The organism is Aquisalimonas lutea, assembly GCF_030409225.1.
Taxonomy (GTDB): Bacteria; Pseudomonadota; Gammaproteobacteria; order Nitrococcales; family Aquisalimonadaceae; genus Aquisalimonas; species Aquisalimonas lutea.
In genome coordinates this window covers 1,973,606-1,994,855 of sequence record NZ_JAUFPK010000001.1, presented here as the reverse complement: position 1 = coordinate 1,994,855, position 21,250 = coordinate 1,973,606, and the positions used below count along the sequence as shown (strand labels likewise).

Sequence of the window (21,250 nt, the reverse complement as noted above, 5' to 3'; positions counted from 1 at the left end):
ACTGTAGGTAAGCCGGGAGGCAGATGCAGGGCGCGACGGCCGATTTGCATTGGAATCTGGCACGATCTATTCTCTCGGTCAAGTTTTTGAAACAGTGTTTCGCTTAGCGGAATATCACCGGAAAACGGCCCCTGCGGGCCCGGAGAGACACCATGCTCGACGCCTACGTCTACGACGGCATCCGCACCCCCGTCGGCCGCCACGCCGGCGCCCTCGCCCCGGTACGCCCGGATGATCTCATGGCCCACTGCATCCGCCACGTGGTCGAGCGCAACGGGCTCGATCCGGCGCTGATCGAGGACGTGCTCGCCGGCTGCACCAACCAGGCCGGCGAGGACGCCCGCAACCTGGCGCGCCACGCCGGCCTGCTCGCCGGGCTGCCCGTGGAGGTGGCCGGGCAGACGGTCAACCGCCTGTGCGGCTCCGGCCTGGCCGCCTCGCTGGACGCCGCCCGCGCCGCCAACGCCGGCGAGGGTCAGCTGTTCGTCGCCGGCGGCTCGGAGAGCATGAGCCGGGCGCCGTTCGTCATGGCCAAGGCCGAGAGCGCCTACAGCCGCGACATCCGCGTGTTCGACTCCACCATCGGCGCGCGCTTCCCGAACCCGAAGATCCTGGAGCAGTACGGCGGCGACTCCATGCCCGAGACGGCGGACAACGTCGCCGCCGACCGCGGCATCAGCCGCGAGCGCGCCGACGCCTTCGCCGCCTGGTCCCAGGCCAAGTACGCCAGGGCCAAGGACGCCGGCTTCTACGAGCAGGAGCTGCTGCCCGTGGAGGTGCCCACCGGCCGCAAGACGCCGCCGGTGACCGTGGCCGAGGACGAGCACCCGCGTCCGGAGAGTACCGCGGAGAAGCTCGCCAAGCTGCCGCCGCTGTTCCAGGGCGGCGTCACCACCGCCGGCAACGCCTCGGGCATCAACGACGGCGCCGCGGCCATGCTCATCGGCACCCGCGCCGCCGGCGAGCAGGCCGGCCTGCGGCCGCGCGCCCGCATCCTCTCCGGCGCCGTGGCCGGCGTCGAGCCGCGCACCATGGGCCTGGGCCCGGTACCCAGCTCGCGCAAGGCGCTGGAGCGCGCCGGCATCGGCCTGGATGAGCTGGACGCCATCGAAATCAACGAGGCCTTCGCCGCCCAGGTGCTGGGCTGCACCGAGCTTCTCGGCCTGGCCGACGACGACCCGCGGCTGAACCCCAACGGCGGCGCCATCGCCATCGGCCACCCGCTGGGCTGCTCCGGGGCGCGGCTGCTGCTCACCGCCGTGCGTCACCTGGAGGCCATCCAGGGCCGCTACGCGCTGGTGACCATGTGCATCGGTGTCGGCCAGGGCGTGGCCGCCGTCATCGAACGCATGGACGGCTGACATCGTCCCACGCAAGGACAATGACAACCTTTCAAACAAGCCGTTAGGGCTGCATGCTGCTAAGCGCGGGCGGGGGCATCCGGTCACGGACCGTACAGGCCAGGGATGGCCTGTGACGAGCCTACAGGGACGTATTCACGGCGTGTCCGTGACCGGATGCCCCCGCCCGCGCCCCGGCCGAAGCCCGAAGAGCTCCGCGGGAAGCAGGCTCTACACGAACACCGACTTCGGAGGTCCGCAATGACAACCCGATTCCAGTGGAACGACCCGCTGCTCCTGGAAGGCCAGCTCAGCGACGAAGAGCGCATGGTGCGCGACTCCGCCCACGACTACTGCCAGGAGCAGCTGTTCCCGCGGGTGCTGGAAGCCAACCGCCACGAGCGCTTCGACCGCGAGATCATGACCGAGATGGGCGAGCTGGGCTTCCTCGGACCCACCATCCCCGAGGAGTACGGCGGCGCCGGCGTCAACCACGTCAGCTACGGCCTCATCGCCCGGGAAGTCGAGCGCGTGGACTCCGGCTACCGCTCCGCCATGAGCGTGCAGTCGTCGCTGGTGATGCACCCCATCTACACGTACGGCTCCGAGGAGCAGCGCAAGAAGTACCTGCCCAAGCTCGCCTCCGGCGAGTGGGTGGGCTGCTTCGGCCTCACCGAGCCCGACGCCGGCTCCGACCCCGGCGGCATGAAGACCCATGCCAAGGCCGTGGACGGCGGCTACAAGCTGTCCGGCTCCAAGACCTGGATCACCAACTCCCCCATCGCCGACGTCTTCGTGGTCTGGGCCAAGCTCGACGGCAAGGTGCGCGGCTTCATCCTGGAGAAGGGCATGAAGGGGCTGGAGGCGCCCAAGCTGGAGGGCAAGTTCTCCCTGCGGGCGTCCACCACCGGGCAGATCGTCATGGACGAGGTCTTCGTGCCCGAGGACAACCTCCTGCCCAACGTCCAGGGCCTCGCCGGGCCCTTCGGCTGCCTCAACAAGGCCCGCTACGGCATCAGCTGGGGCGCCATGGGCGCCGCCGAGTTCTGCTTCCACCAGGCCCGCCGGTACACCCTGGACCGCAAGCAGTTCAACCGGCCCCTGGCCGCCACGCAGCTCATCCAGAAGAAGCTCGCCGACATGGAGACCGAGATCACCCTGGGCCTGCAGGGCTCGCTGCAGCTCGGCCGACTCATGGACGCCGGCAACTGGGCGCCGGAGATGATCTCCATCATGAAGCGCAACAACTGCGGCAAGGCGCTGGATATTGCCCGCAACGCGCGCGACATGCACGGTGGCAATGGCATCGCCGACGAGTACCATGTGATTCGTCACGTAATGAATCTGGAAGCCGTGAACACCTACGAGGGCACCCACGACGTCCACGCCCTCATCATCGGTCGGGCGATCACGGGCATCCAGGCGTTCACCGTCGAATAAGAACAGGCACCCACGAGGGCCGCGGGCCGGCCCGCAGCGAACGCCGGCCCGCGTCAGCAGGAGGTACGACAATGGCCGACAACGAAGCCGTGGAACGCGAGAGCATGGAGTTCGACGTCCTGATCGTGGGCGCCGGCCCGTCGGGGCTGTCGGCGGCGATCCGGCTGCGCCAGCTCGCCGTCGAGGCGGGCAACGACGACTTCGCCGTGTGCGTGGTGGAAAAGGGCTCGGAGGTGGGCGCGCACATCCTCTCCGGCGCCGTCATCGAGCCCCGGGCGCTGAACGAGCTCATCCCCGACTGGCAGGACAAGGGCGCGCCGCTGAACACGCCGGCGCAGCACGACAGCTTCCTCTACCTCACGGCGAACAAGGCCATCCAGCTGCCCAACCCGCCGCAGATGCACAACAGCGGCAACTACATCGTCAGCCTCGGCAACGTCTGCCGCTGGCTGGCGGAACAGGCCGAGGCCATCGGCGCCGAGATCTACCCCGGCTTCGCCGCCGCCGAGGTGCTCTACCACGACGACGGCTCGGTCAAGGGCATCGCCACCGGCGACATGGGCATCCAGAAGGACGGCACCCCCGGGCCCAACTACGAGCCCGGCGTCGAGCTGCACGCCAAGCAGACCCTGTTCGCCGAGGGCTGCCGCGGCTCGGCCAGCAAGGAGGTGATTCGCCGGTTCAAGCTGGACGCCGACTCCGACCCGCAAACCTACGGCCTGGGCATCAAGGAGCTCTGGGAGGTGCCGCCGGAGCAGCACGAGCCGGGCAAGGTGGTGCACTCGGTGGGCTGGCCCGTGGACAGCAAGACCTACGGCGGCTCCTGGATGTACCACCTGGAGGACAACCTGGTCTCCATCGGCTACGTGGTCGGGCTGGACTACCAGAACCCGTACCTGTCGCCCTTCGACGAGATGCAGCGGCTGAAGACCCACCCGGCCTTCCGCAAGTACCTGGAGGGCGGCCGGCGGGTGTCCTACGGCGCCCGGGCGCTGGTCGAGGGCGGCTACCAGTCGCTGCCCAAGGTGCACTTCCCCGGCGGCGTGCTCATCGGCGACTCGGCGGGCTTTCTCAACGTGCCCAAGATCAAGGGCACGCACAACGCCATGAAGTCCGGCATGGTGGCCGCCGAGGCGGTGTTCGAGGCGCTGAGCAAGAGCGACGCGCCCGGCCAGGAGGTCACTGGCTACCTGGACGGCCTCAAGGCCTCCTGGATCTGGGACGAGCTCTACCGCGTGCGCAACATCCGCCCGGCCATGGCCAAGTTCGGCCTCTGGGGCGGCATGGCCTACTCGGCGCTGGATACCTACCTCTTCCGCGGCAAGGCGCCGTGGACGTTCGCCAACCACGCGGACCACGAGCAGATCCGGCCGAAGACGGAGTTCCGGCCCATCGACTACCCCAAGCCGGACGGCAAGCTGACCTTCGACAAGCTCTCGTCGGTGTTCATCTCCAACACCAACCACGAGGAGGATCAGCCCAGCCACCTCACCCTCACCGACGACAGCGTGCCGGTGGAGATCAACCTGGAGCACTACGACGCCCCGGAGCAGCGCTACTGCCCGGCCGGGGTCTACGAGATCGTGCGCGACGACGACGGCTCCAACCCGCGGCTGCAGATCAACGCCCAGAACTGCGTGCACTGCAAGACCTGCGACATCAAGGACCCCACCCAGAACATCGAGTGGGTGGTCCCCCAGGGCGGTGACGGGCCCAACTACCCGAACATGTAGGGGCACCTGGCCGCGAAAACCTGCTGTGGGAGCGGCTTCAGCCGCGACCTTCCAGGGCATCCGGTTCTCTGGAAGGTCGCGACTCACGTCGCTCCTACGGCGGGTTTCAGGAAAGTCTTTGCCATCGCCCGCCGTAGGAGCGACGTCAGTCGCGACCCTCTCCCCCGACCTACCCCGCAAGCGCCGGGACGATTCGCCGGCATCCGCGGAACAGCCCACCGGCCAGCCCCCGTCAGCCGCCGCCGAGAACCCAATGGCACAGCCACAGCACCACCGGCAGCGTCACGCCGGCGAGCAGGGTCTGCAGCGTGACCAGGGCCGCCATGAAGGCGTGGTCCCCTCCCATCTGGCGGGCCAGGACGTAGCTGGAGGGCGATGTCGGCAAGGCGGCCAGGAGCACGACCACGGTGCCCGCGAGCACCGACAGATCCATGGCGACGACAACGGCCAGAGACAGCAGCGGCAGGCCGAGCAGCTTGAGCATCGAGTAGCCGACGCCCGGCGCGAGCCGCCCCGCTAGGCCCGAGACACGCAGCCCGGCTCCCACGGCCGCGAGCCCCAGGGGCAGCGCGGCGCCGCCCAGCGCCTCGAGGAACCGGTCCAGCGCCGGCGGGAGCCCGACCGGCATGCTGTTGACGGCCATGCCCGCGGCGCAGGCCAGCACCAGCGGATTGCGGACGATGGCCCCGCCGGCGTGGCGCCACGACGCCTTCCCGCCCGCCCCGAACCAGGACAGGCTGATCACCGAGAGGACGTTCACCAGCGGCACGAGGACGGCCAGCCCGAACGCCGCCACCGCGGCGCCCTGCCCGCCGCCCAGCGCCGAGGCCAGCGCCAGGCCGATGTAGGTGTTCGAGCGCACGGCCCCCTGGAAGCCCGAGGTGAACAACGCGCCGGCGCCGGGATCGGTCACCCGGTACAGGGCGATCAACATGAGGGCGAGCGCCAGCGCGCTCACGGGGCCCACGATTGCCGCCGCCGTACGCACCGGCTCGATGGCGTCCACAGGCGCCCCGGCCAGGGTGTGGACCAGCAGCGCCGGCAGCGCCAGGAAATAGGTGAAACGCTCCACGGCCGGCCAGAAGGACGCGGGCACGAAGGCGGTGGCGCGCAGCACGGCGCCCAGCACGATGAGCCCGAAGACACCGGCAAGTGCATGAATCAGCTCAGCCACGGAACCCCCGAGATCGGCAGGCGGAACGGGCCCGTGGCGCAACGGGCCCGCGTGGGCGGCGGCACACGGTTCTCGTGCGACACCTCGCCGGCGCCCGGTGGGCCGCCGGCATCCCGCAGCCTACCGCAGCCTCACCCGGTGCTCACCCGGGCCTGCCGCGTCGCCGTGCGCAGCCGCTGCAGCCCGAACACCGCCAGGGCCACGGCCAGACCGGCGATATCCGTCATCCAGCCGCCGGTGATCATCAGCAGGGCGCCGCCCAGCGTGACTCCGCGCAGCCACAGCGGCGCGGCCCCGAAGACCCAGCCCTGCACCGACGCCGCCAGGAGGAACACGCCCAGCGCCGCGGTCGCCGTCACGCGCACGATCGCCGCCGCGTCGCCCTCCATGAGCAGGGCCGGGCTGTAGAAGAACAGGAACGGCACGATGAACGCGGCCAGGCCGACCTTGAACGATGTCACCGACGTGCGCAGCGGATCGGTGCCGGCGATGCCCGCCGCCGCGTAGGAGGCCAGCGCCACCGGCGGCGTGATGGCCGACAGCACGGAGAAGTAGAACACGAAGAAGTGCGCCACCAGCGGCGGAATGCCCATCTGCTGCAGCCCCGGCGCCACCACGGAGGCCGCCACCGCGTACGCCGCCGTGGTAGGCATGCCCATGCCCAGGAGGATGCTGATACACATGGCGAAGAACATGGCCAGAAGCTGGCTGGCCTCGGCCACCTCCAGCAGCATGGCGGCGAAGCGGGCGCCCACGCCGGTGAGGCTGATCACCCCGACGATCACGCCGGCGCAGGCGCACACCACGACCAGCGGAATGGCCATGCGCGCACCCAGCGCCAGCGCGCGCAGAATGGCCCGCGGCCCCATCCAGTGCGGGGTCAGCCAGGAGACCACCACCGCGCTCACCATGGCCACGGTCCCCGCGCGGATCACCGAGTAGCCGGCGAACAGGGTGGCGATGAGAATGATGATGGGCAGGAACAGGTAGACCTGCCGCAGCATGCCGCGCAGCGACGGCAGCTCGTCGGCGGGCAGGCCCCGCATGCCGTCGCGCCGCGCCTCCAGGTCCACCATGAAGTAGATCGACAGGAAGTACAGCGCTGCCGGGATGATGGCGGCCACGGCGATATCGGTGTACGGCACGCCGGTGATCTCCGCCATGATGAACGCCCCGGCGCCCATGATCGGCGGCACCAGCTGCCCGCCGGTGGACGCGGCCGACTCCACCGCGCCGGCGCTCTGCGCCCGGTAGCCCACGCGCTTCATCAGCGGGATGGTCAGGCTGCCCGTGGCGGCGACGTTGCCGGCCGAGGTGCCGTTGATCATGCCCATCAGCCCCGAGGCGAACACCGCTACCTTCGCCGGGCCGCCGCGGGTCCGACCGGCGGCGGCGAAGGCGAAGTTGACGAAGTACTCACCCACCCGCGACGCCTGCAGGAAGGCGGCGAAGGTGATGAACAGGATGATGTAGGTGGACGACACCGCCGTGGTCGGCCCCAGGATGCCGTTGTCGGTGTAGATGTAGCTGAAGAACCGCGACACCGAATAGCCGCGGTGCTCGAGAATCCCCGGCAGGTACGGCCCGGCGAAGGCATAGAACAGGAACACGCCGGTGATGACCACCAGCGCATAGCCGGCCACCCGCCGGGTGAGCTCCAGGATCAGCAGCACGCCGGTCATGGTCATGAGGGTGTCGTTGAAACCGACCATGGGTGTACCGGCGACCATGCGCCAGCGGTCGATACCCAGCACCAGCCAGGCGGCCACCACCACGGCGGCCAGGGCCAGCGCCGCATCCGCCAGGCCGGGGGCGCGGCTACCGCCGGGCCACCAGCGGGCGGCCGCCAGTGCGGCGAGCACGCCCAGCGGCAGCGCGACGGCCACCTGCACGGCGATCCACTCCGGCGGCGCCGTCCGGCCCTGCTGGATGGCGAGGAACCACGCACACCCCATGAGCACCGCGGCGTAGGCAACACTGCCCGCCGCCAGCAGCAGCACGGGCCGCCGGGCGCGGCCGGCGGCCGTGCCGGCACCGGCATCCGGCTGCAGCGTCACCGCCGCGATGGTGCAGAAACCCAGGACCAGCCCGCCGGCCACGTGGACGATGCGGAAGATCCACGTCTCGATGGGCGCGATGTTGAGGCTGAACAGGTGAAACCCGGTGAACGCCACCGCCAGGGCGAATACGGCCAGCCCCAGCGGACCGGCCGGGTCGCGCTCGTTGCTGGCCAGCGGAATGCCGCCTTCGTCTTCCCGCGGGCCGTTGTCCTGCGTCTGCGTGGCTGTCATGCCCGTGCCTCCGTAGACCACGGGCACCGGCGCATGGCCGGCACCCGCGGCCGGTTGCTGTCATCCACGCAGATCCTCGGGGATCTCGTAGCCGTTCTCCTGGAACCACCGCACCGCGCCCGGGTGCCACGGGATGAAGCCGTTGTGCCGGAAGTTCTCGGGCACCGTCTCCGTGCCCGCCTTGTGGATCTCCACCATGCGGTCGTGGTTCTCCATGATGGTCTTGGTCACCTGGTAGACCAGCGACTCGGGCATGTCCTCGTGGGTGATGGCGAAGTTCCACACGGAGATCGCCGGCACTTCCTGGTCCAGCGACGAGTAGACGTCCGCCGGGATGGAGGCGCTGCTCAGCTCCGAGTACTGGTCGAGAATGGGCTCGTGGTTCTCGTAGGAGAAGATGTTCACCTCCTCCTGGGCCTCCAGCTGGCTGAAGGCCGCCACGGGCATGCCGGCGGCGAAGGCGAACGCGTCGATGAGACCGTCCTGCAGCTGCCCGGCCTGGTCCGAGGCGCCGCCGTTGCGAGTATCCACGTCCAGCCCCATGAGCTCGAACAGCTGCGGGTGGTACATGTCGGCGGTGCCCCCGGCCGGCCCCACACCCACGGTCTTGCCGTCGAGATCCTCCACGGAATCGATGCCGGAGCCCTCCAGGGCGATGATCTGCAGCGTGGTCTGGTACATGGGGAACACCGCGCGGATGCTCCGGTGCTCCATGCCCGGTGCCAGCTCGCTCTCGCCGTCCCAGGCCAGGCGCGCCGGGCCCATGGTCACCATGCCGAAGTCGTGGTCGCCGGTCTCCACCAGCGTGGCGTTCTGCACCGGCCCGCCGGTGACCTCGGCGCCGGCGTTGATGTCCAGCTCCTTGGCCACCATGTCCGCCCAGCCGGTGCCGTAGATGTAGTAGGTGCCGCCCTGGCTGGCGGTGCCCACCGTGATGCTGGCCGGCCAGTCGGAGCGGTCCTCGGCGGCACCCGCCGCCGTCGCCGCCAGCACGCCGGCACAGACCAGGGCGGCCAGAGTTCCGTTGTGTACGTTGGTCATCATGTCTCCTCCTTTATTTGTCCTTGACCCCGGGGCCGGTTGGCCGCGCGGTACGGCACATCCTTGCCGAAACCGCGGCGCGGCGACCAATGAGGATCTTTGATGGCAGCCCACGGGCGAACGCCGCATCATGGACTGCAGGAGCCAGAGGCCATTGCGGAGCAACGGTGACGAACCGGGACACGACCACCGCGGATGCGGGAACCGACGCACCCCTTCCGGCAACCACCACCGGGCGGCGGCGACGGCGCCTGTCGTGGGCGGGCTTCAGCGCGGTCTACGCGGTGATCGCCGTGCTCCTGGTCTGGCAGGGGGCCCAGGTCGTCGGCGAGCGGCTGGAGCACGAGACGCGGCAGATCATTGCCGAGCGCCTCAACCTGTACGAGCGCACGATCCTCGGCGAGCTCCAGCGCTACCGCTCGGTACCCTACCTGGTCGCCCAGACCGGGCAGGTGGCCGAGGTGCTCCGGGACCGCACTGCCGTCTACGACACCAACCGCTACCTGGAAGCCGCCGTGGACGACTCCGAGGCGGACGTCATCTACATCATGAACCGCGACGGCGTCACCGTGGCCACCAGCAACTGGCGCCAGCCGGACAGCTTCATGGGCGGCGACTTCTCCTTCCGTCCCTACTTCCAGGACGCCATGGCCGGCGAGCCCGGCGGCTATTTCGCCATCGGCACCACCAGCCGCGAGCCCGGCTACTACATGTCGCGGCCCATCCGCGTGGACGGCGAGATCCTGGGCGTGGCGGTGGTCAAGATCGATCTCACCAGCGTCGAGGCGGGCTGGGCCGAGGGCGGCGAGGCGGTGTTCGCCGCCGACGAGCACGGCGTGGTCTTTCTCACCAGCCGCGACGAGTGGCGCTATCACTACCTGCCCGGCGGCCGGCTGCGCGAGGAGCCGGTGGTGCCTTCCTACGGCCCCAACCCGCTGCCGCCGCTGGATTTTGCAAGCAACGACGGCCGTGTGACCGTCAACGGCACGGCCTATCTCGCCGGCACCCGCGAGCTGCCCGAGCAGGACTGGGACCTGTACTACCTCTCCCCGGCGGCGCCGCTGCGGACCCAGACCACCGCCGTCTGGGTGGGCCTGCTCACCCTGGCCACGGCCGTGTACTTCCTGCTGCTGTACATCCGCGAGCGCCGCGAGAAGCTCATCTCCCGGCGCGAGGCGGAGGACGCCGACCGCATCCGCGCCATCAACCGCCAGCTCCAGGACGAGGTGGAGGTCCGCCGCCGCACCGAGCAGGAGCTGCGCAACGCCGAGGCGGAGCTGGTGCAGGCGGCCAAGATGGCAGCGCTGGGCCAGATGTCCGCCTCGGTCGCCCACGAGATCAACCAGCCGCTGGCCGCCGTGCAGACCAACGTGGCCTCGGCGCGGCTGCTGCTGCGCAACGGCGATACCGACGAGCTCAACGAGGTGCTCGGCCAGGTGGAGATGCTGGTGCAGCGCATGGCGTCCATGGCGCAGCAGCTCAAGACCTACGCGCGCAAGAGCTCCGAGGACAACGGCCCGTTCGAGCTGCAGCGCAGCGTGCACAACGCCCTGCACCTGGTGCAGCCCACCCTCCGGCGCCGCGGGCTGGAGCCGGAGCTGGACATGCCGGACGCGCCGGTCCACGCCCAGGGGGAGCCGGTGCGCATGGAGCAGGTCATCGTCAACCTGCTGCAGAATGCCGCCGACGCCCTGGCGGACACGGCGTCACCCCGCCTGCGCGTGCGCATCCGCTGCCCGGAGCAGGCACCGGAGCTGCTGGTGGACGACAACGGCCCGGGCCTTGCCGGCGACGGGCGGGAGGTCTTCGAACCCTTCTTCACCACCAAGAGCTCCGGCGAGGGCGTCGGCCTGGGGCTCGCCATCGCCGAGCGCATCGTCGTGGGCATGGGCGGTACCATCACCGCCGAGACCGGCGACCTGGGCGGCGCGCGCTTCCGCGTGCGCCTGCAGCCCGCCGCGGCGGAGGACGGGAGCGAGCAGCACCATGAGTGACAACGCCATGACCATCCACCTGGTGGAGGACGACGAGGCCATGCGCTCGTCCGTGGCCCGCTGGCTGCGGCTGGCGGACTTCCACGTGGAGCCGGTGGCCACCGCCGCGCCCCTGGTGGAGACCATCACCCCGGAGCTGGACGGCATCGTCGTCTCCGACGTGCGCATGCCCGGCATGGACGGCCTGGAGCTGCAGCAGGCCGTGCGGCGCGTCGACGCCGATCTGCCGGTGATCCTGTTCACCGGCCACGGCGACATCGACATGGCCGTGGAGGCCATGCGCAACGGCTGCTACGACTTCATCGAGAAGCCCTTCAACGCCGAGCGTCTGCTGGAGTCGGTGCGCCGCGCCTGCGAGAAGCGCCGGCTGGTGCTGGAGAACCGCGCCCTGCGCAGCCGCATGCAGGATCTCACCGGCCTGCACGCGCGCATGATCGGGCGCAGCCCGGCGATCAACCAGCTCAAGCAGGAGATCGCGGACATGGCGCCGGTGGACGCCAACGTGCTGGTCGTCGGAGAGACCGGTACCGGCAAGGAGGTCGTGGCGAGCTGCCTGCACGATCTCAGCACCCGGCACCAGGGGCCGTTCGTTCCGGTGAACTGCGCCGCCATCCCCGAGACCCTGGCCGAGAGCGAGCTGTTCGGCCACGAGCCGGGCGCGTTCACCTCGGCGTCGGGACGGCGCACGGGGCGCCTGGAGGAGGCGGACGGCGGCACGCTGTTCCTCGACGAGGTCGTCAGCATGCCGCTGGAGGTCCAGGCCAAGCTGCTGCGGGCGATCCAGGACCGCGCCTTCAGCCGTCTCGGATCCAACACCGTACGGCATACGGACTTCCGCCTGGTCGCCGCCATCAATACCGACGCCCGCGAGGCGATCCGGCGCCAGCAGCTGCGGGAGGACCTGTACTACCGGGTCAATACCGTGGAGCTGCGCATCCCGCCCCTGCGCGAGCGCAAGGAGGACATCCCGTTCCTGTTCTCCGTGTTCTGCGAGCAGGCGGCCGTGCTCTACGACCGGCCCATGACTTACCCCGACACGGCGACCCTCGCCGCGCTCATCAATCATGACTGGCCGGGCAACGTGCGCGAGCTCAAGAACGTGGCCACGCGCTACGTCCTGTCGTCGCTGCCGCCGGGGGAACGGCTGGGCGGCTTGCTGGGCCGGCAGGGGGACACCCCAGCCGGTGCCGGCCTCAAGGAGCAGGTGCAGCGGCTGGAGCGCCAGCTCATCCAGGACGCCCTGCGGCGCCACGGCGGGCACATTGCCCCCGTGCTCGACGAGCTCCAGCTGCCGCGCCGCACCCTGAACGAGAAGATGCGCAAGTACGGCCTGCAGGCCTGAATCGGCGGAAATCCGCTGACCACCCCGGCGCCGTTGGCAATTTCTTGCTCACGGCCGTGCACACGGCCCATGAACGCCCTTTAGAATCAGCCTCTTACGGACGGCGTGCTGGCACGACAACTGCAACGGCCCGTGCACGTGGCGACCCCATAACGCCACGGCACCAAGGAGGAGAGATCATGACCGCTGCACTGCAGGCCCCCGGGGAAGGGGCCGACACCCTGCCCGTGCGCATGCCCAACATGCAGGCCCTGCGCGCGTTCGAGGCCGTCGCCCGCGCCGGCTCGTTCACCCAGGCCGCCGAGGAGCTCTACCTCACCCAGTCCGCGGTGACCTACCAGATCCGCAACCTGGAGGACTACCTGGGCGTCGCCCTGTTCCAGCGGCTGCCCCGGGGCATCCGCCTCACGCCGGCCGGGGAGGCCATCCGCCGCGATGTCACCTCCGGCCTCGCCCTCATCGGCCGCTCGCTGGGGGCGGCGGCGTCGTGCAGGGAGCGGCCGGCGGCGCGGGGTTGAACGTCCCGAGGGGCGTCTATCGCGTGGTGCCCGAGAACCGTTTTTCTGGAAGGTCGCGGCTGAAGCCGCTCCTACGGCGGGCTTCGGGAAGGCCTTCCGGCCAATCCACCGTAGGAGCGGCTTCAGCCGCGACCGTTGCAGAGAACCGGATTCCCTGCGATGTCGGGGCTGAAGCCCCTCCCACAGGATCCGCGGACGAAGCTGGACAACGGCTTGTGGGAGGGGCTTCAGCCCCGACCTGCCGGAGCGGGTGCGCCGGCGGCCTACCGCCGCCTCCCGAACCCCAGCCGCAGCGGTACCGAGCCGTTGCGCATGAACGCGCTGACGCCGGTGGCCACGGGGTCGTCCTCGCTGCGGTCGTAGGCGGTGCAGCGCACGAAGGCGACGTGCCGGGTGAGATGGTAGCACTCGGCGCGGGCGTGCACCGGCAGGCCCGGTTCCGCGGCGCGCAGGTGGTCGATGCGCAGGTCCAGGGTGGCCACCAGCTCCGGCGGCGAGCGGCTGAAGAATGCCGCCGCGCCGCTGGTCTGGTCGATGAGCGTGGTGACCACGCCACCGTGGAGGGTGCCGCGCCAGGGGTTGCCCACCAGCTCGTCGCGGTAGTCCACGCGTGCGGAGAAGGTGCGCCGGCCCAGGCCCGTGACCGACAGGCCCATGCGCCGGCTGTGGGGGATGGAATCGAAGAAGCGACCGCCGAAGTAGCGGCGCACGGCCGGGACGCCGAACAGCAGCCACCATGCCCCGCCGAGGAGACGCTCGCCCGCAGCCATGGCGGGTCAGCTCTCCAGGGCGCGCAGCCGGCGAACGGCGTCGCGGGCGATACGCGGATCCTCGCGATGGCCGGCGTCGGCCACCGAGCGCAGCAGCTCGCGGTCGGCCATGCGGGTCACGGCATAACGGCGCAGTCGCGCAACGGGGTCGTTCAGGGCCACCTCCATGAGCACGCGATCGCTGTCCAGGCGCTCGACCGCGGCCCGCCGGACCTGCTCCTCGCGCGCGCTGCGGGCGACGTAGGCCAGTACGGCGCCGTCGGTGCATGCCTGGACCCCGCGGATCCGGGCGTCCAGGCGCAGGCTGGCGTCGCCGCCCACCAGCAGGGCGCGGTAGCGGGCGTCGGCCCGCTGGCGCACGTCCCGATCCTGGGCATAGTGCCGGAGCCGGTCCAGCCGCGAGAGATCGTTACACTCGTTCAGGATGTCGTCACGACTGCGCCGTTCGCCGACGATCCGTGACTTGAGGGCTTCGAACATCACCACCCCGCGCAGAAGTTGCCCCATGCTACCCCAAAGTGCGCGCTACGACAGCAGGGTGGGCACATGCAGCGCATAGCCCTGGGCATAGTCGACGCCCAGGGCGCGCACGCGCTGCAGGGAAGCATCGTCCTCGACGAACTCGGCGACCGTAAGAATCCCCATGGTATGGCCCACCTGGTTGATACAGCGCACCATGCTCTGGTCCACGGCATCCGTGGCCAGATCGCGGACGAACTGGCCGTCGATCTTCAGGTAGTCCACGGACAGGGCCCGCAGGTAGCCGAACGACGACAGGCCGCTGCCGAAATCGTCCAGGGAGAACTTGCAGCCGCGCTCGCCCAGGGTGGTGATGAGCTCCTGGGCCCGGGCCATGTGGCTGATCACGGCGGTCTCGGTGATCTCGAAGCACAGCGACGCCGGATCGACGCCGGTCTCGCGGATGGATTCCAGGGCGTACGCCAGGAACGACGGATCGTTGATGGTCTGCCCGGACAGGTTGATGGCGAACTGCTCCACGTCCGCCAGCTCCCGCGGCCGCTCGGCGATGACCTCCATGGCCAGCCGCACCACGTGCCGGTCCACCGCCGGCATCATGCCGAAACGCTCGGCGGCCGGCAGGAACTGCGCCGGGCCGGCGAGGCCGCCGTCGTGGCTGACCATGGACAGCAGGAATTCCACCTTCGTCGGCAGCTCCGGCTGTAGCGACTCCAGGCGCTGGTACCGCAGGCGGAAGCGGTTGTCGTCCAGCGCCGATTGCACCTGGGACGCCCATTCCACCTGGCCGTGCCGCGTCGCCAGGGCCACGTCGTTGGGGTCGGCCACGTGCACGCGGCTGGCGCCCTCCTCCTTGGCCACGTAGCAGGCGACGTCGGCGGCGGCGAGGGTCGTGCCGACGCTCTCGCCGGCCGTGACCGGCACGACGCCGACGCTCAGGCCGGGATTGAACACGCGGCCGCCCCAGGTGAACCGGAAGCCGGCGATGCGATCCCGGATGTCGCCGGCCACGCTCCGGGCATGATCGAGGTCCGTTCCCGGCAGCAGGAGCGCGAACTCGTCGCCGCCCATGCGCGCCAGCGTGGCCTCCTGGGGCAGGTGGGCGATCATGTGCTCGCTGACCTGGCGCAGCATCTCGTCGCCGCCCACGTGACCGCAGGCGTCGTTGACCAGCTTGAACCGGTCCAGGTCGAACCAGCACAGAACGGCCGAGGCCGAACCGGCGGCGGCGATGGCGTCGCGCAGGACGTTCTGGAACTCGCGGCGGTTGGGCAGCCCGGTGAGGGCGTCATAGCGGCTCTGGTAGCGCATCTGACGGGCCATCCCACGGAGCTCGGTGACATCCCGGATCACCGCCACCAGCCCCCGCGGCTCGCCGGGGTCGTCCTGCACCGGGGCCACCCCGACCTGGACCGTGCGCCCCTGGACGGCGCCCCGGGGCTGCAGTTGCGCATCTTCCTCCCGGTGCACGGGCGTGCCCCGGGCAAGACAGGTCTCCATGAGAACGGCCAGGGAACCACCGTGGGTGGCATCGGCCAGGTGCACCACCTGACTCAGGTGCCGCCCCGTCGCGTCCGCGGCCGGCCAGCCCGTGAGCCGCTCCGCCGCGGCGTTCATGTAGTCCACGGCGCCGTCGCGGTCAGTGGTGATCACCGCATCGCCGATGGACGCCAGCGTCGACTCGAAACGGTGCTTCTCGGTGCCCAGCCGTTGCGCCAGTTCCGCCGTCTCCCGGCGCCGGGCCACGCTTCGCCGCAGCTGGCGGCTGCTGTCCAGGGCACCGCGCAGCATGAACGCGGCAACCAGCAGGAACGCTCCGGCCATGGCGGGATTGCTCTCCGGGTGCAGCAGCAGCCAGAGGCCGCCGCCGCTGACCAGGGGCAGCACGTAGGCCCAGTACACCGGCGGGTACAGCCCCACGATGGAGACGATGCCGGTGGCGAACATGCCGAAGGTCAGCCCGGCAAGCAGGGCCAGCGACGAGGTGCTCGCCGCATGGGCGAACACCAGCAGGGGAAGCCAGGCAAGCCCCTGGAAGAGGCTGAGCACGACGGCGGCGTACCCCCAGGGCTGGATCTCCGGGCCCTCGCGCACGTTGCGGCGCACGTACCGGAACACCAGCAGCCGCGCAGCGCCCACGACGACGACGGTCGCCAGCCAGGCGGCGAGCCAGTGCGCCGGGACCTGGCCGTAGAGCGCGGCCGCCAGCCCGAACGCCACCACAAGCGTCACGACGACGCCGCGGTGCCCGATCTGGTAGAAGCGCCGGATGCGGACGTAGTCGCCGCTCGCGGCCGTCTCCCCGGGGAGAGCGCCGGCCGTCGACACCTCCGCCGGCTGCGCCTGCGGGCCGATGTGCGGAGTATCTGTCATAGCGGATGGTCTGCGGCGGTTCCCTGGCAGCGGACGCTCGCGCGTCACGGGTCGACAGGGCCCCGACAAACACAGACGACCTCCCTGTTTGTCGTTATTGTCTCGTGGGCCGCCCCGGAGGGACCTTTCGACTCACGAAACGGGCCACCGGGCGACCGTACCGGTTTGTATACTCCTTCCCCCCGAAGAATCAAGGGCCGTCGCCGCCGCGTGCGACAACGGCCCTGCTGCGTATACCGTCCTCTCAGGAAATCAGGCCGGGTCTCAGCGCCGCCCGGCCTGGAGCTTCAGGCGCAGGGCATTGAGCTTGATGAAACCCTCCGCGTCCTTCTGGTCGTAGGCGCCGGCGTCGTCCTCGAAGGTGGCGATGCGGGCGTCGAACAGGCTGTTCGTCTCGGACTTGCGGCCCACCACCGAGACCCCACCCTTGTACAGCTTGAGCCGGACCACGCCGTTGACCACCTGCTGGGTCTGGTCGATGGCCGCCTGCAGCGCCTCGCGCTCCGGGCTGAACCAGTAGCCGTTGTAGATGAGCGTGGCGTAGCGCGGCATGAGCTCGTCCTTCAGGTGCGCCGCCTCGCGGTCCAGGGTGATGGACTCGATGCCCCGGTGCGCCTTGAGCAGGATGGTGCCGCCGGGGGTCTCGTAGCAGCCCCGGGACTTGATGCCCACGTAGCGGTTCTCGACGATGTCCAGCCGCCCGATGCCGTGGGCGCAGCCCAGCTCGTTGAGCTTCGACAGGATCTGCGCCGGCGTCATGGCCTGGCCGTCGATGGCGGTGCAGTCACCGCCCTGGAAGGTGAGCTCCACGTACTGCGGCCGGTCCGGGGCATCCTCCGGCGCCACGGACCAGCGCCACATGGACTCCTCGGCCTCCGCCCAGGGGTCTTCCAGCACGCCGCCCTCGTAGGAGATGTGCAGGAGATTGGCATCCATGGAGTACGGCGAGCCGCCCTCCTTCTTGCCCTCGATGGGAATGCCCTTGTTCTCGGCGTAGGCCAGCAGCTTCTCCCGGGAGAGCAGATCCCACTCGCGCCAGGGAGCGATCACCTTGATGCCCGGCTCCAGGCCGTAGTAGCCGAGCTCGAAGCGCACCTGATCATTGCCCTTGCCGGTAGCCCCGTGGGCGACGGCGTCGGCGCCGGTCTCCCGGGCGATCTCCACCTGCCGCTTGGCGATGAGCGGCCGCGCGATGGAGGTGCCCAGCAGGTACTCGCCCTCGTAGATGGCGTTGGCGCGGAACATGGGGAAGACGAAATCCCGCGCGAACTCCTCGCGCAGGTCGTCGATGTAGATCTCCTTGACCCCGAACTGCTTCGCCTTCTCCCGGGCCGGCTCCAGCTCCTCGCCCTGGCCCAGATCGGCGGTGAAGGTCACCACCTCGCAGTCGTAGGTATCCTTCAGCCATTCCAGGATGACCGACGTGTCCAACCCGCCCGAATAGGCGAGCACCACCTTGTTCACCTTGCTCATGGAGCACTCCCATGGATGTCGTGCATCAGCCGCGTGTACCTATCGTGGAACCCTGGCACGCCGCCGGTCGGGGGTTCCGGTCACGGACCGTCACCGGCCATGGATGGCCGGTGTCGAGCGTCCATGGATGGATTCACAGCGTGTCCGTGACCGGAACACCCGACCGGCGGCCCCTGATCCGCCCGAAACGCCGGGGACCACGAGGACTGCCGCAATGATCCGGCCTGGCGTCCGCGAGTGCAAGCCGGCGGCATACAGCAGCGCCGCGATGCCTGCTACACTCACCGGAAATGATACAAAATGGAGAACTGAATCATGACCCGAACCGCCCGCGCTGCCGTCTGCCGTGACTGGAACCAGCCCATCGGCGTCGAGACAATCCAGGTGGAGCCGCCCCGCCGCGACGAGGTGACGATCCGCCTGCACGCCTGCGGCGTGTGCCACAGCGACCTGTCCGCGGCCACCGGCGTCATCGCCTTCCCGCCGCCGCTGGTGCTCGGCCACGAAGGCGCCGGCGAAGTGGTCGCCGTGGGCGAGGGCGTGGAAGATTTCCAGGCCGGCGACCGGGTCATCACCTCCTTCGTGAGCATGTGCGGCACCTGCCGCTACTGCAACGCCGGCCGCCCGGTGCTCTGCGAGACGGTGAACTCCGCCCTGACCACCCTGCCCGACGGCACCGTGCGCACCCATGACGGCGACGGCAACGCCCTGAACGTGTTCTCCGGCTGCGGCGTCATGGCCGAGTACGCCACCCTGCACGTGAACAACGTCGTGCCCGTGACCGACGACGTGCCCATGGACCGCGCCGCCCTGGTGGGCTGCGCCGTGATGACCGGCGTCGGCGCCGTGTTCAACACCGCGCAGCTGGAGCCGGGCAGCACCGCCGTGGTGTTCGGCGCCGGCGGCGTCGGGCTCAACGTCATCCAGGGCTGCCGCATCGCCGGCGCCCGGCAGATCGTCGCCGTGGACATGTCGGAGGACAAGCTGGAGACCGCCCGGCAGTTCGGCGCCACCGACACGGTGCTGGCCGACGACAAGGCGCCGAAGGCCGTGCGCAAGCTCACCGGAGGCGCGGACTACGCCTTCGAGTGCGTCGGCCGCGGCGCAGTCGCCGAGCAGGCCTACGCCTGCCTGGGCAAGGGCGGCACCGTGATCATCGTCGGCGTCGCCCCCCGCGACGACATGACCCGGATCAACACCCTCTCCCTGCCCGCCCAGGAGCGGGGCATCCGCGGCAGCTGGTTCGGCTCCGCGCGGCCGCGCTACGACTTCCCGCGGCTGTTCGGGCTGTACGCCGGCGGCCAGCTGCTCCTCGACGAGCTGGTCAGCCAGCGCTACACCATCGAGGAGGCGCCCCGGGCCTTCGCGGACATGGAGGCCGGCCGCAACGCCCGCGGGGTGATCCTGTTCGAGTGAACGCCGCTGGGCCTGAACCCGGGCTGAATGCGGCTGTAGGAGCGACGTAAGTCGCGACCGTTGCAGATGACTCCGGTTCTCTGGAATGTCGCGGCTGAAGCCGCTCCCACACGGCTTCGGTAAGGCTTGCTGCGGAGTGCTGTGGGAGGGGCTTCAGCCCCGACGAGATCAGGAGCAGGTGCCCGCAACGGTCGCGACTCACGTCGCTCCTACGGTACTGCACGACGCAGCCTTCCTGTCGCGACCGCCTACACCCCTTCCGGCCGGAGCCGCTCGAAGGCGGCGACCTGCTGCTTGAAGGCCTCCGGGACGGGCTGCTTGCCGCGGGAGTCGACGTCGGCGTGGACGTAGATCATGCGCGCGGTGATGAGATGGCTGTCACCGCGGTGGATCTCGGCGCACCACTCCACGCTGCTGCTGCCGAAACGCACGATGCGGGCGCCGATGTCGATGACGTCGTCGAACTCGGCGGAGGCATAGAAATCCAGCTCCGTGCGCACCATGAAGAAATCGCCGCCGCCCACCGGGGGATCGCCCTGGTCCGCCGCCAGGGCCCGGAAGTACTCCGTGACGCCGACGTCGATATAGGTCAGGTAGTGGGCGTTGAACACCACGCCCTGCATGTCCGCCTCGCCCCAGCGCACGCGCTCGGCGTGCAGCAGGCGAAAGTCGTCCCGTGCCATGCCGTTCTCCGGTTGCCCGTCCGGTGGTATTCGTACCATATCCACCGGCAATCCGTGGGCATCCGAGGCCCCCATCGGGCTACCATCGCGTTATACTCTGCGGCCTTCACCGACACGCTGACACGAAACGCATGGACCGACTCATCCTGACCCGGCCCGACGACTGGCATCTACACCTGCGTGACGGCGAGGTCGTCGCCGACGTGCTGCCCTTCTCCGCCCGGCGCTTCGCCCGGGCGATCATCATGCCCAACCTGCGCCCGCCGGTGACCACGGTGGAGCAGGCGCGGGGCTACCGGGAGCGCATCCTCGCGGCGCTGCCGCCGGGCAGCGCGTTCGAGCCCCTGATGACGCTGTATCTCACGGACAACACGCCCCCGGAGACGGTGGATGAAGCCGCGGCCAGCGGCTTCATTCACGGCGTCAAGCTCTACCCGGCCGGGGCCACCACCAACTCGGATGCCGGAGTCACGGACCTGCGCCACTGCGACGAGACCCTGGCCGCGATGACCGAGGCGGGGCTGCCGCTGCTCATCCACGGCGAGATCACCACCGAGGGCGTGGACATCTTCGACCGCGAGGCGCGCTTCCTGGACGACCGCCTGGCCCCCCTGCTCCAGCGCCACCCGCGCCTGCGCGTGGTCTGCGAGCACATCACCACCCGCGCGGCCATGGAGTTCGTCCGCGACGCGCCCGCCAACGTCAGCGCGACCATCACCGTGCAGCACCTGCTGTACAACCGCAATCACATGCTGGTGGGCGGCATCCGGCCGCACTACTACTGCCTGCCCATTCTCAAGCGCGAGGACGACCGCCGGGCGCTGCTGGAGGCCGCGACCTCGGGGAACCCGAAGTTCTTCCTGGGCACCGACAGCGCCCCCCATGCCCGGGGCGACAAGGAGGCCGCCTGCGGCTGCGCCGGCTGCTTCACCGCCCCGGCGGCCATCGAGCTGTACGCGGAGATCTTCGAGCAGGCCGGCCGCCTGGACCGTCTGGAAGGGTTCGCCAGCCATTTCGGCCCGGATTTCTACGGTCTGCCCCGCAACCGGGACACCATCACCCTGGCACGCGAGCCGTGGACGCTGCCGGAGGACTACCCGTTCGGCGGGCAGCGCATCGTGCCGCTGCGCGCCGGCACGTCCGTTCCCTGGCGCCTTTGCTGAGCCGATCCGCCACCATTCGCGA

At 70.0% G+C, this 21,250-nt stretch carries 16 protein-coding genes; 8 read left to right on the top strand and 8 right to left on the bottom strand.

The features are described 5' to 3' along the window. Positions 1-152: 152 nt before the first annotated feature. The 3 genes from QWY84_RS09310 (at position 153) to QWY84_RS09300 (ending at position 4,513) form a co-directional block, all read left to right on the top strand. Positions 153-1,361, top strand: coding sequence for a 3-oxoadipyl-CoA thiolase (locus QWY84_RS09310; RefSeq protein ID WP_290202309.1), 1,209 nt, complete (start codon positions 153-155; stop codon positions 1,359-1,361). Positions 1,362-1,601: 240 nt separating this feature from the next. Beyond that, the gene (locus QWY84_RS09305) at positions 1,602-2,780 is read left to right on the top strand and encodes an acyl-CoA dehydrogenase (RefSeq protein ID WP_290202308.1); all 1,179 of its coding nucleotides are present in this window, start codon (positions 1,602-1,604) and stop codon (positions 2,778-2,780) included. 89 nt (positions 2,781-2,869) lie between these two features. Next, positions 2,870-4,513, top strand: coding sequence for an electron transfer flavoprotein-ubiquinone oxidoreductase (locus QWY84_RS09300; protein WP_353959886.1), 1,644 nt, complete (start codon positions 2,870-2,872; stop codon positions 4,511-4,513). Positions 4,514-4,745: 232 nt separating this feature from the next. On the opposite strand, the gene QWY84_RS09295 is transcribed toward QWY84_RS09300, so the two are convergent. The 3 genes from QWY84_RS09295 to QWY84_RS09285 form a co-directional block, all read right to left on the bottom strand. Further along, positions 4,746-5,687 (bottom strand): AEC family transporter, encoded by a 942-nt coding sequence (locus tag QWY84_RS09295; protein WP_290202306.1) that lies wholly within the window; start codon positions 5,685-5,687, stop codon positions 4,746-4,748. A 131-nt stretch (positions 5,688-5,818) separates the two neighbouring features. Further along, positions 5,819-7,978 (bottom strand): TRAP transporter permease, encoded by a 2,160-nt coding sequence (locus QWY84_RS09290; RefSeq protein WP_290202305.1) that lies wholly within the window; start codon positions 7,976-7,978, stop codon positions 5,819-5,821. 60 nt (positions 7,979-8,038) lie between these two features. After that, positions 8,039-9,022 (bottom strand): TAXI family TRAP transporter solute-binding subunit, encoded by a 984-nt coding sequence (locus tag QWY84_RS09285; protein WP_290202304.1) that lies wholly within the window; start codon positions 9,020-9,022, stop codon positions 8,039-8,041. A gap of 164 nt (positions 9,023-9,186) precedes the next feature. On the opposite strand from QWY84_RS09285, the gene QWY84_RS09280 reads away from it, so the two are divergent. From QWY84_RS09280 to QWY84_RS09270, 3 genes are all read left to right on the top strand, one after another. Beyond that, complete coding sequence (locus tag QWY84_RS09280) at positions 9,187-11,013, top strand: sensor histidine kinase (RefSeq protein WP_290202303.1); 1,827 nt, start codon at positions 9,187-9,189, stop codon at positions 11,011-11,013. Next, entirely contained in the window at positions 11,006-12,355 is a 1,350-nt protein-coding gene (locus QWY84_RS09275; protein WP_290202302.1) for a sigma-54-dependent transcriptional regulator, read from the top strand. Before QWY84_RS09280 ends, QWY84_RS09275 begins: the two co-directional genes overlap by 8 nt. A 179-nt stretch (positions 12,356-12,534) precedes the next feature. Next, complete coding sequence (locus QWY84_RS09270) at positions 12,535-12,873, top strand: LysR family transcriptional regulator (protein WP_290202301.1); 339 nt, start codon at positions 12,535-12,537, stop codon at positions 12,871-12,873. A gap of 263 nt (positions 12,874-13,136) precedes the next feature. On the opposite strand, the gene QWY84_RS09265 is transcribed toward QWY84_RS09270, so the two are convergent. From QWY84_RS09265 to QWY84_RS09250, 4 genes are all read right to left on the bottom strand, one after another. Further along, on the bottom strand, positions 13,137-13,643 hold the full coding sequence (locus tag QWY84_RS09265) for a PaaI family thioesterase (protein WP_290202300.1): 507 nt from the start codon (positions 13,641-13,643) through the stop codon (positions 13,137-13,139). Positions 13,644-13,649: 6 nt separating this feature from the next. Beyond that, complete coding sequence (locus QWY84_RS09260; protein WP_290202299.1) at positions 13,650-14,150, bottom strand: hypothetical protein; 501 nt, start codon at positions 14,148-14,150, stop codon at positions 13,650-13,652. An 18-nt stretch (positions 14,151-14,168) separates the two neighbouring features. Beyond that, positions 14,169-16,493 carry an EAL domain-containing protein gene (locus tag QWY84_RS09255; RefSeq protein ID WP_290202298.1) on the bottom strand — a complete coding sequence of 775 codons (2,325 nt, stop codon included), beginning with the start codon at positions 16,491-16,493 and terminating at the stop codon, positions 14,169-14,171. 264 nt (positions 16,494-16,757) lie between these two features. After that, a complete protein-coding gene (locus QWY84_RS09250) occupies positions 16,758-17,966 on the bottom strand; it encodes an argininosuccinate synthase (RefSeq protein ID WP_290202297.1) in 1,209 nt (402 codons plus the stop codon). Positions 17,967-18,281: 315 nt separating this feature from the next. Between QWY84_RS09250 and QWY84_RS09245 the strand changes: the two genes are divergently transcribed. Next, complete coding sequence (locus tag QWY84_RS09245) at positions 18,282-19,382, top strand: Zn-dependent alcohol dehydrogenase (protein ID WP_290202296.1); 1,101 nt, start codon at positions 18,282-18,284, stop codon at positions 19,380-19,382. Between the two features lie 248 nt (positions 19,383-19,630). Here QWY84_RS09245 and QWY84_RS09240 read toward each other — a convergent pair whose 3' ends face one another. Further along, on the bottom strand, positions 19,631-20,065 hold the full coding sequence (locus tag QWY84_RS09240; protein ID WP_290202295.1) for an acyl-CoA thioesterase: 435 nt from the start codon (positions 20,063-20,065) through the stop codon (positions 19,631-19,633). A gap of 131 nt (positions 20,066-20,196) precedes the next feature. Between QWY84_RS09240 and pyrC the strand changes: the two genes are divergently transcribed. Next, positions 20,197-21,228, top strand: a complete 1,032-nt coding sequence (gene pyrC / locus QWY84_RS09235) for a dihydroorotase (protein WP_290202294.1) — start codon at positions 20,197-20,199, stop codon at positions 21,226-21,228. The last annotated feature ends 22 nt before the right edge of the window (positions 21,229-21,250 follow it).